The organism is Pseudarthrobacter sp. As-47 (genome assembly GCF_058215595.1).
The window spans coordinates 462,990-478,784 of sequence record NZ_CM177088.1 but is presented as its reverse complement, the minus strand read 5'-3'; the positions used below and the strand labels follow the sequence as shown (position 1 = coordinate 478,784).

The 15,795-nt window shown below is 57.8% G+C and carries 13 protein-coding genes; all 13 read left to right on the top strand.

Annotation, left to right across the window (positions count from 1 at the left end; translation table 11 throughout):
• Positions 1–667 precede the first annotated feature (667 nt).
• Positions 668–1,942: a nucleotide sugar dehydrogenase gene (locus AC4BCK_RS02240; protein ID WP_400576721.1), complete on the top strand. Its 1,275-nt coding sequence runs from the start codon at positions 668–670 to the stop codon at positions 1,940–1,942.
• 52 nt (positions 1,943–1,994) lie between these two features.
• Positions 1,995–3,290 carry an enolase C-terminal domain-like protein gene (locus tag AC4BCK_RS02235; RefSeq protein ID WP_364409362.1) on the top strand — a complete coding sequence of 432 codons (1,296 nt, stop codon included), beginning with the start codon at positions 1,995–1,997 and terminating at the stop codon, positions 3,288–3,290.
• A 13-nt stretch (positions 3,291–3,303) separates the two neighbouring features.
• Positions 3,304–4,569 (top strand): ATP-grasp domain-containing protein, encoded by a 1,266-nt coding sequence (locus AC4BCK_RS02230; protein WP_364409359.1) that lies wholly within the window; start codon positions 3,304–3,306, stop codon positions 4,567–4,569.
• Positions 4,566–5,621 (top strand): peptidogalycan biosysnthesis protein, encoded by a 1,056-nt coding sequence (locus tag AC4BCK_RS02225; RefSeq protein ID WP_364409356.1) that lies wholly within the window; start codon positions 4,566–4,568, stop codon positions 5,619–5,621. The genes AC4BCK_RS02230 and AC4BCK_RS02225 overlap by 4 nt, the downstream gene beginning before the upstream one ends.
• The gene (locus AC4BCK_RS02220) at positions 5,621–6,598 is read left to right on the top strand and encodes a Gfo/Idh/MocA family oxidoreductase (protein WP_400576724.1); all 978 of its coding nucleotides are present in this window, start codon (positions 5,621–5,623) and stop codon (positions 6,596–6,598) included. The genes AC4BCK_RS02225 and AC4BCK_RS02220 overlap by 1 nt, the downstream gene beginning before the upstream one ends.
• The gene (locus tag AC4BCK_RS02215; protein ID WP_364409350.1) at positions 6,595–7,680 is read left to right on the top strand and encodes a DegT/DnrJ/EryC1/StrS family aminotransferase; all 1,086 of its coding nucleotides are present in this window, start codon (positions 6,595–6,597) and stop codon (positions 7,678–7,680) included. The genes AC4BCK_RS02220 and AC4BCK_RS02215 overlap by 4 nt, the downstream gene beginning before the upstream one ends.
• Positions 7,677–8,612: a DegT/DnrJ/EryC1/StrS family aminotransferase gene (locus AC4BCK_RS02210; RefSeq protein WP_364409347.1), complete on the top strand. Its 936-nt coding sequence runs from the start codon at positions 7,677–7,679 to the stop codon at positions 8,610–8,612. Before AC4BCK_RS02215 ends, AC4BCK_RS02210 begins: the two co-directional genes overlap by 4 nt.
• On the top strand, positions 8,609–9,472 hold the full coding sequence (locus tag AC4BCK_RS02205; RefSeq protein WP_364409344.1) for a sugar phosphate isomerase/epimerase family protein: 864 nt from the start codon (positions 8,609–8,611) through the stop codon (positions 9,470–9,472). Before AC4BCK_RS02210 ends, AC4BCK_RS02205 begins: the two co-directional genes overlap by 4 nt.
• On the top strand, positions 9,462–10,754 hold the full coding sequence (locus tag AC4BCK_RS02200) for a M20/M25/M40 family metallo-hydrolase (protein WP_364409341.1): 1,293 nt from the start codon (positions 9,462–9,464) through the stop codon (positions 10,752–10,754). Before AC4BCK_RS02205 ends, AC4BCK_RS02200 begins: the two co-directional genes overlap by 11 nt.
• 2 nt (positions 10,755–10,756) lie before the next feature.
• A complete protein-coding gene (locus AC4BCK_RS02195; protein ID WP_364422996.1) occupies positions 10,757–12,148 on the top strand; it encodes a Gfo/Idh/MocA family protein in 1,392 nt (463 codons plus the stop codon).
• 86 nt (positions 12,149–12,234) lie between these two features.
• A complete protein-coding gene (locus AC4BCK_RS02190; protein WP_490566531.1) occupies positions 12,235–13,437 on the top strand; it encodes an MFS transporter in 1,203 nt (400 codons plus the stop codon).
• Positions 13,434–14,648: an ATP-grasp domain-containing protein gene (locus AC4BCK_RS02185; protein WP_364410092.1), complete on the top strand. Its 1,215-nt coding sequence runs from the start codon at positions 13,434–13,436 to the stop codon at positions 14,646–14,648. Before AC4BCK_RS02190 ends, AC4BCK_RS02185 begins: the two co-directional genes overlap by 4 nt.
• A 716-nt stretch (positions 14,649–15,364) precedes the next feature.
• Positions 15,365–15,772, top strand: coding sequence for a hypothetical protein (locus AC4BCK_RS02180; RefSeq protein WP_364409667.1), 408 nt, complete (start codon positions 15,365–15,367; stop codon positions 15,770–15,772).
• The last annotated feature ends 23 nt before the right edge of the window (positions 15,773–15,795 follow it).

The window sequence follows — 15,795 nt, the reverse complement described above, 5'->3', positions numbered from 1 at the left end:
AGGTCCCGGCCTCACCAGCCTTTGGCCCCGTCCGGGATAAAGGCATCACCGCCCGGGATCAGGCCCCGCAGCGCCGCCCACCACACCGACGGCACCGATCACACCAAAGCCGGCGCTGCGGAACCGCCCGGCGATAATGGCCGGTCCCGGACGGGGCCCCAGGACCGGCCAACCCTCACTTCATATCGTCTAAGGCCTAAGCCATCGGACGCTTTGTCCAGTCACAACCGCTGCGTCCCCTGCGAAAGGAGCCCGGCATGAGGTCCCCCTTCGAACCCCAGAGCATCCAGCACTTCGCGTTGTTCCCTGGCGGGAAACCGACCCAACTAGAGACGGCCGCTTACAGCAATAGACCGATGCCCTGTCCTCTTTGGTAATAGATCGTAGCTTTCGGAGAAGCCTCAGGTATCTCTCGGCTCATAGGAAACCACCGCCAAGGGTGAGCACGCGGGTATAGCCCACGTGGGTCCCGTATTTACACGCTCGACCGCAGCGGTTCGTGGTCGTCTGAGGCGGTTATTCCGGGTCGCCCCTCAGCACCATGAGGCGGATTATACACACGATGTACAAATTAATTTTGTCAAGTGACACCGGTTGATCGGCTGATTATAAGCAGGCTAGTTTTGGCTCGATTTGAACCTTTCAATTCAGAAGAGCAGGAGTAGTCATGACGTCTACGTTGCGCACCAAACGTGTCGCGGTCGTGGGGCAGGGTTATGTCGGCCTGCCGCTTGCATTGAGCGCCGTTAGCGCTGGATATGTTGTTTTCGGCGTAGAGCGAGCCACCGAGCGATTGAGGTCGCTTGAGGCTGCCAGGTCGTACGTTGACGACGTTTCAAACGCGGAGATCGAGTCAGCGTTACAGTCAGGGCAGTACCAGGTTCTTTCAGACGTCTCTGATCTGCGCGGGATTGATGTTGTGGTAATCACCGTCCCCACCCCTCTTGGGGCCGATGGCAAACCTGATCTGCGTTTCGTGCTGAGTAGTGTTACCGGACTCGACGGAGTGCTTTCCCCGAACGCAGTGGTCATCCTCGAGTCAACGACGTTTCCTGGTACAACCCAAGACATCGTCGGCCCAATTCTTGAACAGTCTGCCGGTCGACGCATCGGAAGTTCAGTGCATCTAGGTTTCAGCCCTGAACGCATCGATCCGGGAAACCGGGTCTTCAACATGGCAACGACTCCGAAACTGGTATCCGGCGTTACGCCTGAGTGTCTCAACAAAGTGCGTGCCTTCTACCAATCCCTCGGAATTAACACAGTAGACGTTGCCGGCACGCGAGAGGCTGAGTTCGCAAAGCTCCTCGAAAATACGTTTCGACTTGTCAATATTGCCCTCGTTAATGAACTCGCCGAATATGGCCACAAGCGCGGCATTGACACCCGTGAAGCTATCCGGGCAGCAAGCACCAAGCCATTCGGATTCATGCCCTTTCAACCTGGCCCAGGGATCGGTGGACACTGCATTCCGATCGACCCGAACTACCTCTCTTGGGAGGCGGAAGCGTCGGTCGGCATGCAACTGGACATAGTCAACACAGCTGTCCGCGTCAATGGCAAACGCCCCGACTATATAGCCCATGCAGTGGTGGATCGCCTAGCTGCAGACGGGGTTCAAAACAGCGCCTTGGTTGTTGTCATTGGACTCGCCTACAAATCCAACGTCGTCGACATTCGAGAATCGCCGGCCCTTCGGGTCATCGAAGTCCTCCGCGCCTATGGGATCGATGTCCTTGTGTACGACCCGGTCGTCGGTGACAGCACAATCGGAGACGTTCATGTCCGGTCATCGCTAACTGCTGAAGAGCTTGATCGGTGCACACTCGGCGTTCTTCTCACGGATCACGATGACAATGACTACGCGGCGTTCGCCGACCTGGATATCCCCATCATCGATACCCGAAACCGACTGACCGGCCGGAGCATCGTAGCTGTGTGATGGCCGTCATCGAACACCAAGATTTTCATGCTGGATCAACATAAGGGAAACCATGCAGATTACCTCCATAACCATCACTCCTGTTGCTGTCAAGGACCCGCCGCTGCTCAATTCCGAAGGCGTGCACCAAACACATGCGTTGCGATCGGTCCTTAAAGTAACCGCTGAAAACGGGTTGGTCGGCTGGGGTGAAACATACGGTGACGACGTCATGCTTCAATGGCTCGACCGTCTAAGTCCAAAGATTATCGGTGTTGATGTATTCGACCTCAACCGGATCGCAGCGATTGTAGAAGACGAGCTCGGCACGAGTATCAACGAAGCCGGTGACAGTAAGCCTGCGGGTGCTGGCTATCCGATGGCTGATGCGGCATCCCAAAAGACCCGGGCAGCAGTATTCTCAGCGTTTGAAGTTCCTTGCCTCGATATCCAGGGAAAGTTGCTCGGACGTCCGGTCTCCGATCTTCTGGGCGGACGCATCCGCGACCAGGTCGACTTCAGCGCATACCTCTTCTACAAATGGGCCGAGCATCCATCCCGCCCGTACGAGGCCGATATCTGGGGCGAAGTGCTCACTCCTGAGCAGATGGTTGCCGAAGCGAGCCGGATGGTGGATGAGTACGGATTCCGCTCACTGAAACTGAAGGGTGGAGTTCTTCCGCCCAAGGAGGAAGTTGCTACAGTTCAGGCCCTTCGTAAAGCACTTCCGGGCTTGCCGATCCGGATCGATCCAAATGCTGCATGGAGCGTCGACGTAGCGATAGAGGTTGGTCGTCAGCTTGACGGCCAAGTCGACTACCTTGAAGATCCCGTGGAATCTACCGCAGACATGGCAAGAGTGGCCCGCGAAGTCTCAATGCCGCTAGCAACCAACATGTGTGTGACAGCCTTCGAAGACATCCCCGAGGCAATCAAGGAAGGTGCTCCGCAAATCATCCTCTCCGATCATCATTTCTGGGGTGGCCTCCGCCGTTCTGTGGAGCTCGACAGGCTCTGCGAAACGTTCGGACTGAGTTTGTCGATGCACTCGAATACGCACTTGGGAATTAGTCTCGCTGCCATGACCCACTTCGGAGCGGTCGCACGAACAATGACTTACTCCTGCGATACCCATCGCCCATGGCAAACCGAGGATGTTCTATCGAAGGCGACACCGTTGCCGATCATAGACGGCGCTGTCGCGGTACCGAACCGGCCAGGACTTGGTATTGAAGTGGACGAGGATGCAGTCGCTGCGTTGCACGAGCAGTGGAAGCAATGCGGCGTCCGCACACGCGATGACGTCACTCCTATGCAAGACGTAGACCCAACCTGGACCGGCGAGGTCCCGCGATTTACGAGCTACTGATGGGTGCAGGGTAGTGGCGCGGATACTTCTTGTCGGCGGTGGGCGTGGGCTGCAGAACCTGATTCGGGAACGAACACCAAATCTGCGCACGATCGTTCTCGCCAGGACATCTGCGATCGGCCTCGTGCCGGATCTCGAGGTAAATGACTTCGTGGGCCTGTTGCCGGAATCCGCGAGCACAGAAGAGTGGGTTCAAACCGCCCGTGCGATCCAAACGTTATGGCCTTACGAGCGGGTAACAGCCCTCGCGGAAATAGACCAAGACAAAGCAGCCGCGATCGCTGCTGACCAGAATATGGAGTACCACGCCCCGGATCTTGTAAGAGTTGTAAATGACAAACATGAGATGCGGCAGCGGCTCGCTAAAGTCAGCTTGACCCGAGTCGACTCCGAGCTCCCGAGGGACGAGCATGAAGCCGTCGAATCGGCAAGGCGGCTGGGCTACCCCGTCGTCATCAAACCGAACGGCGGTCGTGGGAGCGCCGGGGTTCGGATTGTGGAATCCGACTCTGCCGTTATTGATGCTTTCCGATACGCGTCAGAGATAGGGACGGATTCCGGGGCCGAGAAGGCCTGCCTGATTTCCTCTCCGCCAATGATCGAACAGTTCGTTAATGGTCGTGAATTCAGCGTCGAGGCCTTCTCCCACGAGGGTAACCATGTCATTGCGGCAGTCACAGAGAAGTTCATCGACCAAGCCAGCAAAGTGGAGATCGGCCACGTGGTCCCCGCCCGCATTTCGGGGTTGGAACATGAGCAAATCACTGAGTTTGTAGACGCCATTCTGACAGCACTTGGCATTCGTTTCGGGGCGACACACACTGAGGTGATGCTCAGCGAGCATGGTCCTGAGCTGATTGAGACTCACCTACGCAAGGCTGGCGACGAGATCCTCGAACTTGTTCGTGATGCCACTGGATGGACGATCGATGAGGCCACAGTGGACCAGGCCGCTACGGGCCGTTTCATACATCCGGGATGGGACGAAGCTGTCGCGAGAACCGGCGGTCACTACACCGGTGCTGCGGCGATCTGGTTTGCCCAAGCAGAAAAGACTGGCCGCATCGATCGGATCCAAGGGCTCGATGAACTCTTATCGCAAACCGAGGTCCGCGAAGCAAAAGCACTCGTCGCCAAAGGAACACTCGTCGGAGCCGCTCGCTCGTCACTTGATCGAGTAGCGCGGGTTCGTGTAGTAGCCCAAGATTCCGATACTGCTGTTGCCATCGCTTCGGGTTACATGGAGACGCTCAGTTTCGTCTACCAGGAGGACTCGTGAGCAGCACTGCCGTTAACCGGATCGCACCTGTGCTTCGTGCCCTCAGCACCGATCCGATGACGACACCGGCCATGCTTGACTTCCTCGCCACCGAGCTGGCCGGCAGGGTAATAACCCACTCTTGGGCAGAGGACACAGGGAAGGCGGCAGTGGTTGGGTTCCAATACTTGGATCGGATCCCACTCACATTTAACCTTCCAAACCTCCTTGGCATCGACAGGTCTTCCCTCGGGCAACGCTGGATAATACTCGGCACGCCGCTACGCTTCCGGCACACTCTCTACGGCGGCGGCGCGGCGCTCGAAGGCGTTCTGGCCAAGGTCATCGGGAGTTGCCGCAACGCAGGCTTTGACGGGATAGCTGTCCCCTGGGTTGACGTAGATGACGAGATCGTTTCACCAGTTCTCGACAAGTTCGACTTCCTTTCAGTGTTCTACGACGCAGATTGGTACCTCGACGTATCCCCCGAGAACACCATCGATGGAGTTCTCCAACGACTCTCTAGGACGCCACGCCGTCAGTTCGTCAACGATCGGAACCACTTCGAACGAACAGGTTCCACGATCCGGGACTGGGAACAAGCAGACCGTGCATTCGCACCCCACATGCATGCCGCTTTCATGGCTGACCACGGCCACAACGGGCCGGAACTGGAAGAAACCGCGTTTGATGCATTTGCTGACCTTCAAGGGGCCTCAATCCGGGTTGCTATTACGCAAGACGGGCGCCCGGCGGGTTTTGTCATGAGTGTGAGCGACGAGAGCACCATGCATGTCCTCAGATGGGGAAGGCCGTCGGGCCCCGAAATAGGACGACTCTATGCCAACCTCGGATATCTCGATCCAATCGCTGAGGCCGCCCGTACCGGAGTGCATAGGCTGTGGTTTGGTAAGAGCGCCCACCGGTTCAAACAACTCAGAGGTTTCACGCCCGTCCCCGCAAAATTCTGCTTCCTGGCCTTTGACGAAGTCCAGCATGAACAAGCCCGTTCCCATGCTGTGGCCGCCGATCGGCGCGCCCGCCAGCGCTATGACGAACTCATGGAACTCTGATGCTTCCCACCATAATCGTTGGCGCCGGAGTGGCAGGGCGCGAACTGCATGCTGCCGCCCTGTTACGAATCCGCCCCAAACGGGAAGTTGTGTTCATTGATCCTTTAGCGGCCCCGGCACCGAATGTTTTTTCCGACCTGGACGTGTATTCCCACACGGGAAAACTTTCGGGAGCTGTTGTGCATGTTTGTTCTCCTCTCGCCACGCACGTTCGCGTAGTGGAACAGGCTCTCGACTTGGGGGCCGCCGTAGTCTTGCTCGAAAAGCCGATCGCAGTAAACAAACAGGAACTCGAGTGGTTACAGCGCGTCATCGCCCGACACCCAACGAAAGCAGTCTTTCCCGTCGCCGTGTGGCCCCATGCACGGTCATACGAGTCGGCCCGCAAAGTTGTCGAGCGGGCACGGAAACACGGGGTTGCTGACACTCTGCGAATCGAAATGGATCAGCACAAGGATCGTCAAGCGGACTATGCGCGTGGAAGGGGAGGATCGACTTCCGCATTTGATGTTGAGTTCCCTCACATGTCTCTCGTGGCCAGGCATTTACTGGGTCCTGTTAAAAACATCGAGAAAGCCACAACCCGCCCGGCGAGGTGGGCGCCCGCGAGTCGCGAATCCGGAGCGTGCATGGTGCGGACCGTCCACTTTTCGGGGGCGACTTCTGAGCTTCGGTCGGAGCTGGACGCGCCTGAACGCCTCCGCCGGCTTCGCGTCACCTCGAAACTCGACGACGTTACGATCACGCTCCCATCGAGCCGAAACCATCCGGTATCAACTGTCGAGCGGATCGGCTACCCGCCCGAGCACTTTAAAGAGGCACCGCTCGACGCATTTCTCCACGCTGCGTACTCCGTCTTTGAAGGAACCCGGGAAGTCCCACTTCCTGTTTCGTTCGACGAACACATTGACGCCGCAGATCTTGTTTTTACTGCCCGCCTTATGACAATAACAAGTGTTCTTCAGGGGGAACCATGACCGTACGATTCTTTAGCTCATCCAGGGGGCTTGAGGCGAGCACCGACCGGCTTAGTTCTGAACTTGCGCGGCTCAGCACCCCTAATGAGCTGTTAGCTGAACTCGAAGCAGAAATCCGAGCAAGGACCGGGGCGACTTACGCGATCGCATGCAATTCGGGGACTGATGCGCTCATCGCTCTGCTGATTGCATCAGGGATTGGCCCCGGAGACGAGGTGATCGTGCCTGCCTACAGCTTCTTCGCCAGTGCATCGTGTATCGTCCACGCGGGTGCGACTCCTGTATTTGTTGACGTCGATCCGAAGACCTACGCGGCTACGCCGGAAACGATCGAAGGGGCGATCACGGCGCGGACGAAGGGAGTCCTGCTGGTCCATCTGTTTCACACCATGGCAGATATCGAGTCAGTAGCGGACCTATGCGATCGACGAAGACTCCTGCTCCTTGAGGACAGCGCCGAAGCAATCGGGATGCGCCGCGGAGGACGCCACGCTGGGCTGTTTGGACTTGGGGGCGCGTTGTCCTTCTTCCCGACGAAGACCTGGGGCGGACTGGGCGATGGCGGGGCCGTACTCACCGATGATCCAGGTATAGCGGAGCGGGTACAAGCTGTCTTTCGCGGAGAACATGCGCCGTCATGGGTCAGCAGAATGGACGCTCTGCAGGCAGCTGTCCTCCTTGCCCGAGCCGAACGGCTTGACCGTGAGATAGTTCATCGAGCTCATCTGGCCGAGCGCTATTCTGACCGGCTTCGCCTCCTTCCTGGCATCAATACGCCGCATCCACCGGTACACGGGCCTGGCGATACCTCAGTCTGGTACGTATATCTGATCGAATTCGATCGTCGCGACGAACTTGTCGAGTGGCTTGCCGTGTCAGGCGTAGAGACAGAGGTGTATTACCCCAAAGTCATTCCAGATCAGCCATGTTTCCGCGGACACCTCGATGTCGACCTTCCCATCGCCCGACGTGCTGCATCACGCGCGATCGGCCTTCCTTTGTACGCGGACATGACAGAACACGAGATCGATATCGTTTGCGATGCCATTGAGCGCTTTATCGACAAGGAGATCAACTCATGATTCCCACTGAAATCGACCTCCAGCTTCTTGAGGCCTGCGTTCTTGAAACTGCTGAGACAGGTGAGTTCATCTTGAAGGGAGCTACAGCAAAACTGGAAGCCGCGCTCCAGGAAATCATTCCTGGATGGCAGGCCATCGGAACCAGCAGCGTCTTCGGTGCAGTCCTGCTTCTCGCACAGACTACAGACGGCGGAGCCGATACGGTGGTCGGTACTGGACTACCAGTGCCGGCACAGGCAGCGATCGAAGCCCATCAAAGATCAGCATGGGCCGTCTTCGGAACTCCTCGCACAAACGCGGTCCGGGGCTGGCGTGTATCAGACTGGCCAGAGCTCCGCGCAGTGGAACCTGCGGATGCTATGAAAGAGGCCGTGATCGTCCGAGAGCTCTCAACGGTCTCGAGTGCAACTACCCTCGGCTTCGACGCCGTGATTTGGGACGTCGCAGGCTCACGAGAGGTTGCGGCGCCCGGCGATATCGCAGTGGTATTCACCAAATCATCCGACATTGAAGCCCTGATGCGGGCTTCTCGCAACCATGGGCAACCAGTGGGCAAACGATTTCATCATGAACAGGTCGGCGTCAATGCCCGCGTAGACGATGTTGTGGCAAAGTATTTGACAGCCGAACTCCGCAACTTGTATCCGCGCCGTGCTCGTCTCCGAACAACTACCGCCGTACTTTGCGAACTTTTGACAGAGTACGGCGCGCGAAGTATCCCTGATATCCATGGTGGGGGCGGAATTCATATTGACACGATGCCAGAATCACTTTCGAGGACGCTCGCAGACGCCGGCTTGGCATTCCGGGCTACGGGAACAGGTTGGATCGTACGAGTACCAACTCAACTCTCGAATGAGGCTGCACAATGCCTCGGCTCGGCTAGCCTCCTTGCCGACTCTATTGGTTCTGTTCAGCCGGTGTTCGGATGACGGCGACAATGCGTCTTTGCGGAATCGCTGACGAGGGGGCGGCATCCTTCAACGACCAAATCAATATGCATGCCCGCCTTGGAGTGGACTTAATCGAACTCCGGTCATTTGATGATCGAAGGCTTGATCACTACAACGACACCCACCATGAGGAATGGGCAGCGCAGCTAAAGGATACTGGGCTGACCGTCCCGGTTGTAGATAGTCCTATCGGCAGTTGGGCATATGACATCGGGAGGTCTCAGGAGGAGGACCTTGCTCATCTCACGCGGTACATCCGTATTGCCCAGATTTATGATTGCCAACAGATTCGCGTTATGTCCTACCCGAATGATGGCCGAGCAGAAAGTGCTTGGCGTACTGCGGTCATAGAAAGGTTCCGGCTACTCACCCAGCTTGCATCGGAGGCCGGGGTCACTCTGCTTCTCGAAAATTGCGACGGTTGGGCCGGACAGTCTGCCGCTAACACGCTCGATCTCCTTGCCGAGGTTTCTTCGTCAGCGCTCTCCCTCCTGTTCGACACAGGAAACGGGGTCACGTACGGCTACGATTCCCTTGAGTTCCTGCAACTTGTTGCCCCGCACGTCAGCCACGTGCATCTGAAGGACAGCCTGGACAGCGGTACGGTTCGTTTTGTACCCCTCGGCACAGGGGCATCACGAATCACTGAATGCCTGGTACTCCTCCGAGATTCCGGTTACAACGGAGTTCTGAGTGTAGAGCCTCACATTGATCGATTACCCCATGCAGGAACGAGAAACTCGGACGCGCTGCTTCGGCATTCGTACTGTGAGTACATGCGCAGAGCCGCTGACCTTATTGCATGCACACAGGATGGAACTGCGCTGAATGTTTACTGAAGACGACAAGCTCTGGCTGCTCGAACTTCTCCGAGCCCCGAGCGTCTCCCCTTTGGAGGGCGGGTCGACAACAGACCTGCAGGCGGCCCAGCAAATCGTTATCGATGGTGCGGTGGCACGAGGTTTTCGCCTTAAGGCGCTGCACCGCCCTGACGCATCCCTTGCCTTAGATCCGATCTTGCCAGCTCCCGTTCGTGAACGAATCGCACAGGAGGGAGTGGGGTTTCTTACCGAGCAACCGAGTGCCGTACTTGCGATCGGACGGACCGATGACCCCAAGCGCACCATTGTTCTGAACTTCCATGTCGATACGGTCGGCCCGCATATCGTTCCCGAGCTTCGCGGAGACGTCGTGCATGCGCGCGGTGCCGTCGACGACAAGGGTCCAGGAGTCGCCGCAATTGTTGGCGTGGCCGCCGCGTTCCGTGCTGACCCGGGGCTCTTGGACGAAGTTGGAGTGATCGTGACAGCAGTCCCAGGCGAGGAGAGCGGTGCGTTCGGCGTGTATGGGACCAGAGATGTTTTGGCTCGTGGCGACGTTCGCGGCTCGCTCATGGTGTTCCTCGAACCGACCGGCGGTCGCGTGATCGACGCGGCTAGCGGTGTGATGACCCCCGAGTTTGTGGTGTCTGGCAGGGACAGCACAGACGATCTGCCGACGCTTGGCACGAATGCGACGTTGATCCTTGCTCACGCGGCCACGACCCTTACCGAGGCACTCTCTCCGGTCGCCGAAGAAATCGGAGCCAAGCTCTGTGTCGCAGGCATCCATACAGGCGACGCGCATAACCGGGTTTATGGGACCGGAAAACTGAAACTGAACATTGCCTATTTCACCCAGGAGCAGCGTACCCGGATGGAAGAGGCCGTCGAAGCAGCGGTAGCCAATCTTGCAGATCGCTTCGAAACAGATCTTGGATACTTCCCTGAAGCACGTGCAGCGTCTGCCGCCTACGGTGAAGTGATGAGGCTTGACTGGCAGAAACGCGGTCTGCCTGCATTGGCTAATCGGCACCCACACTTGGAAAAGATCCTCGCGGACAGTGGATTTGAGCGCGCTGACGGACCTGCTCATGAAGTCGCGTTTACCTGTGACGCAGTGTGGGCGCAAGATCATGCGAATTATGTCGTTGTGCTTGGCCCAGGGGAACTCGGAGCGAACGGTGCCCACACCGACGATGAACATGTCACTCTTACCGAACTTGGGTGGTTTGCTGGGCGAATCCGTTCCCTTGTTGAACAATTCGCCGCAGATTATGCGGCTTCAGTGGACGGAGGATAGAAATGCGGATTGGAATTATCGGTCTCGGGGTAATCGCCAAGGAGTTCGTAGCAGCCATTTACAGTCACGGCAGCGCTGAACTGGCTGCTGTCTGTGACCTCGACGACGCAAAGCTCGACGCCTTCGTTGATGCAGAGGTCGCTCGTTTTCGATCGCATCACGATCTGATTGCAGCCGGACTGTGCGACGCAGTTATCGTGACGCTGCCTAACGATCTTCACGCGACAGTCGTGCGCGATCTTTTAGACGCTGGCATTCATGTCAGTTGCGAAAAGCCCCTCACCCTGGACCCCAAGGACGCAATTGATTTGGCGGCTGCTGCGACACAGGCTGGCGTTGTACTTAGGACCGCATTCCACCGTCGCTTTAACCGGAACCTCCTGGATCTCCTCGACCGCGTAAATGCTACAGATAGTCCAGTTATAAACGTACGGGTCCGCTACTTTGAAGACATCCGCGAACACACTGGCGGTGAGACTTGGTACCTCGACCGTGACCGCTGTGGAGGAGGTTGCATCGTCGACAACGGCCCTAATGCTCTTGACATGGCTCGCCTGATTGTAGGTGAGATGAGACTCGATGAGACGGAAATAGGGGATGTCCGACATGGAATAGAATTTCTCGCACACCTGCAACTAACCGGTCGTTCGGGCGAGCGAGTCCAGGTCGACCTCGACTGGGCCTGGCATGATGGCGAACTGAAGGATATCGACGTCGAGTTCGCAAATGGGACACATCTGACAGCGAACATGCTTGATGGGTTTTCAGAATTCAAGAGTTCGTTACAGCACGAGTATGTAGGAATCCTTGATGATTTCGTAGTGATGATCGAATCCGGCACCGATGACCTTGATCAAGTGAGCATCGTTCAGCTGGTCCACGATGCCATGCACATCGGACGACGCCGGCACACCCGCCTCCGGATGCCGAGCAAACTTGACGTCAACACCAGCGTAGTCCGCTTGCTCTTTCACGAAACCGATGCTCGTGGGATGCGGCTTTCGCACCACGGCTCTGCCTGTGTGCGGCGGGGGGAGATCCACGAACTGGTGGTGACCACCGACGCCACGGACAGCGCTGGATCGATTATCGACCGGATCGGGTACATCGGTTTTATCGAATTCACCGAACCGGCGATGCTGACGCGTGGGGATACCTTTTGGTACGGAAACATTCCCCTCGGCGAGTTCGCAGGTTACGACGAGAGCCACATGCCAAACCACCTGAACCTGATCTTGCGGCATTCACACCTCATCACAGCTGAAGATTTTGACCTTCGCCCTCGCGACGTCATCACCATCAAGGAAGGCCGCCAGCGCGAGTTCGTAGACAGCGACGACCCTGGCGCGTGGTCCAATCAGCACCAAGGACTTACTGCTGAGGCCACGAGGTGATTACGGGCGGAGTGCCCGCGTTTACTAAACGTGCCAGCCTCGTCGTCGCACATTACGGTGCGTTCAGCCTGGCCTACTTCGGACTAATGGCAGTACTGGTCCTTGCGCTGGGCGAACAGGGGTTACCCCCTGGACTCATCGCAGTGTGTATGACGGTGCTGACAGTGTCGTCCAAAGTCGCTAAAATCCCGTTGGCCGTTGTCCTGGACCGTGTCCCCGCGAATTGGTCAATCCTCAGTGGATGTATTCTCGCTGGCGCATCCATAGCTGCTCTCCCGCACGTGTCCGGCGCAGGACTTATCATTGCCCTGATCACCTGTGCCGGATTAGGAATCTCGGTCAACGGACTGGCAAGTAAGCAAGTTGCCGCTGACGCGAGCGATGGGATCAAATCCCGGGGGACGATGTTCTCCATACTAAACGTCATAACAAACCTCGCGAGCGCCATCGCGGCACCAATCGCTCTCCTGCTCTTGCACGCCGGCGACAGGGTCCTCGTCTTTATCTTGCTTGGTGCCCTCTATGCAGCATCAGGCCTTCTCGGCGGGTTCCTTCTCCGCGTTTCCTCAAAGCAGGTCACGCGCCCGGGATCCTGGTGGAGTGCATACCGTGACATCATCGCCACACCGGGCATAACGACGCTGCTAATGGTGAACGCCTTTGGGTGGTTTTTCTACGCTCAGCTCTTTGGTGCGCTACCGATCTTTATAGGACACCATATAGACGCGGCGGCACTTGGCGTGCTCATTGCGGTCAATGCTGTCACTATCGTGGTCCTCCAAGTGCCTGTGTCTCATGCCCTACGCAGAATCTTTGGAGAACGGCCCTTGAGGTGGATGGCCGCTGCTCTGGCTCTCTTTGCTATGGCATTTTGTGTTGCGGCACTCGTCCCGACGTTCCCGGGCCTTATTGCGATGGTTTTTGTCTTCTCGCTTGCTGAAGCATCATTCGTGCCATCAGTCGATGTCGGCCTGGTGGATCGTATTAGTCCGACGCTGCGCGCAAGCGGTTACGCTGTTATGTCCGTCGCGACTGCCATTGGGGAATCTATAGGGTCATCGGCAGGGATCCTCACTGTCTCAGCAATCGGAACAGACGGAACCGGCTGGGGTTTTTGGGCCCTGCTGGCTTGCGCCGCGGTTGCTGCAGCGCTCATCACCGCAGTTCTTTCACGTCGGAGAGGTGCTGACTTCGGCACACCAGCCGCGTCGCCAACTGCGGAGCGGGTGGCGACAGCCAACGTCGGGGCGGACGACAATAACCTACACAGTGCTGGGGGAACTTCATGAGGATTGTTGCAGTCGGTACAAACAGGCCATGTCACTACCGGCTGATTGACTCCGGCCACGAGGTCTATCTGGCCATTCAAGATGACCGTGTCATCGAATCAGATCGATCGCGATACGCGGGGATCCTGTCCATTGACGCAGAGGAAGGAAAGCTACTCGATAACAGCTCCTTTCCAAACGACGTTGACGCCGTCACCTACTTCCACGATGCGTATGCTCAGACGGCCGTCAACATTGCCGATCGAGCAAGAGTCCCCCATCGGGTAGATCTTGAAATCGCTGCTAGATTCCGGGACAAAGCAGCCACACGGAAGATCATTTCGACCATCGAGCCAGGACACGTGGCACACCGCGTAATTCCCAGCACAGCTTCAGACGCCGAGGCGCTGGCGATAGCCCTACCGGTTGGGTTTCCCTGTATCGCAAAGCCCCTCACAAGCGAAGCGAGCATGGGGGTCACGTTCGCCTCGGATAAAGTGACACTCGCGAACGCGATCAAGGTAGCGAGGGCTGGCTCGGAAAATGGTTCTTGTATTGTTGAAGAGCATCTTGTCGGACCTGAGTTCAGCGTTGAGTCCCTCTCGATTGACGGACTTCACTACATCCTGGCAGTCACAGAGAAGTTTACGTACCCGGGCACAGCAGTGGAATGCGGTCACGTGATCCCAGCCAGTATCCCAGAGGAAGACCAAGTGGCACTCGCTCACGCCGCTTCCGAGGTCCTGACCAAACTTGGATTACTGAACGGCCCAAGCCATAGCGAGTTCATCCTCACCGACAAAGGACCGCGTCTGATCGAGAGCCATGATCGAATGGGCGGGGACCGCATCGGACTCCTCGTCGAACTGGCGACCGGCATCGACTACACGGGGCTCGTTGCCAGGCTCGGTGTTGGACTTAAGATCCCCCCTGAAGCAATAGTGGCGAAATCGACGGCAGCAGCTGCAGTCTGGTTCGCAAAGGCGGAGCTTGATACGCGAGGTGTTATCCGAGCCATCGACGGCCTCGACTCAGCGCGCTGTATCGCCTTTGTTGACCGTGTGGAGGTACTAAAGAAGCCGGGATCAACGATCGGACCGCTTGAAGGTAGTTTTGATCGAACAGCACTTGCTGTTGCTGTTGCGCCGGTGGCGGAAAAAGCCCTTACAGCAGCTCGCGACGCCGTTGCTTCCATTTCCTTTTCGGTCGAAGGCATTAGGGCGTGTAGCTAAACCTCTTTAGGTTCTTGTTGGGGTTGGCCGGTGTGATGAGCGATAACTTTTTGGTGTCTGCTGAGGTGTGGTCCGTGATCGGACCCCTGTTACCGCATGGAAGGGCACCGGCGTCCGGTCGCCTACCGCCGCCTGGTCGTAGAGGGGACTGCACTGAAGTTCCGAACCTGGGCGCCACGGCGGAACCTTCCCGCCCGGACCGCCTCCTGGCGGACAAGGGCTACACGCCCAAAGCCAACCGCACTTGGCTGGCCGGGCGCGGCATCAAGGCCACAATCCCGGAAAAAGTCTGACCAGGCAGCGAACCGGAAGAGAAAAGGCTCCGCTGGGGGGCACCCGCAAACGTTCGACAGTGAGGCCCACAAGGGGCGCAACGTCGTCGAAGGAGGATTCAATCGACTCAAGAACTGGGCCGGGCCTCGCCATGAGATCGGACAAAACCGCACGCAATTACCTCGCCGCCGTCCAGCCCGCTGCATCGCTCGTCTGGCCAAAAAGCCAGCTTCAGCAACACTCCCTTAGGCCACCAGCACCGCGGTTCCCCGCGCTGCCCTGTACAGGCGAAGCCCGGTGACGTAAATTCGAAAGTGGGTCCCCACCATCAACGGCTAAGGCGCCACGCGGGGCCTGACATCCGCCGCCGGGTGCAGGGCCGCGGACAAACCGCTGCAGCATATCGGCGGCCTGGATGCACATTGTGGAAAAGAGCAGGCATCGTGTCTACCTCGGACTCCCGGCACTCCGCGCCCCAGCCACGCCAGCTCCGCTGTGAAACCTGCGGCACGGAACACCAACTGACGATCCATGCCATCAGGACAATGGATACGGCCAATGGAGACCTGGTCACCGTCTCCTACACGTGCAACGACTGCGGTTTGTTTCACGAGCACCATGCATATGCAGGGGATGTTGCGGCAGCGCTCCACCAGGTCCGGTGGATGGCCCAGGTCATCATGTTCGGCGATGACTACGTCCACTGTGGCTTTCCCATGGAAGAGGCCGAGTACGACATTGAACGGCTCTGCTACCGGAGCAGCAACAACGGAGGCAGCCTCAACGTGGTCTCCCTGCCTACCCGGGTCCTGCGGTGCCGGTGCGGTTTCCAGCTGGAAGTGCCGGAATAGCCGCAGGCGCCGGGGGGAAAGCT

What these genes read in the sequence shown, in the direction of transcription:
- AC4BCK_RS02240 (WP_400576721.1), top strand. Translation starts at nt 668, where the DNA reads ATGACGTCTACGTTGCGCACCAAACGTGTCGCGGTCGTGGGGCAGGGT.
- AC4BCK_RS02235 (WP_364409362.1), top strand. Translation starts at nt 1,995, where the DNA reads ATGCAGATTACCTCCATAACCATCACTCCTGTTGCTGTCAAGGACCCG.
- AC4BCK_RS02220 (WP_400576724.1), top strand. Translation starts at nt 5,621, where the DNA reads ATGCTTCCCACCATAATCGTTGGCGCCGGAGTGGCAGGGCGCGAACTG.
- AC4BCK_RS02215 (WP_364409350.1), top strand. Translation starts at nt 6,595, where the DNA reads ATGACCGTACGATTCTTTAGCTCATCCAGGGGGCTTGAGGCGAGCACC.
- AC4BCK_RS02210 (WP_364409347.1), top strand. Translation starts at nt 7,677, where the DNA reads ATGATTCCCACTGAAATCGACCTCCAGCTTCTTGAGGCCTGCGTTCTT.
- AC4BCK_RS02205 (WP_364409344.1), top strand. Translation starts at nt 8,609, where the DNA reads ATGACGGCGACAATGCGTCTTTGCGGAATCGCTGACGAGGGGGCGGCA.
- AC4BCK_RS02200 (WP_364409341.1), top strand. Translation starts at nt 9,462, where the DNA reads ATGTTTACTGAAGACGACAAGCTCTGGCTGCTCGAACTTCTCCGAGCC.
- AC4BCK_RS02195 (WP_364422996.1), top strand. Translation starts at nt 10,757, where the DNA reads ATGCGGATTGGAATTATCGGTCTCGGGGTAATCGCCAAGGAGTTCGTA.
- AC4BCK_RS02190 (WP_490566531.1), top strand. Translation starts at nt 12,235, where the DNA reads ATGGCAGTACTGGTCCTTGCGCTGGGCGAACAGGGGTTACCCCCTGGA.
- AC4BCK_RS02185 (WP_364410092.1), top strand. Translation starts at nt 13,434, where the DNA reads ATGAGGATTGTTGCAGTCGGTACAAACAGGCCATGTCACTACCGGCTG.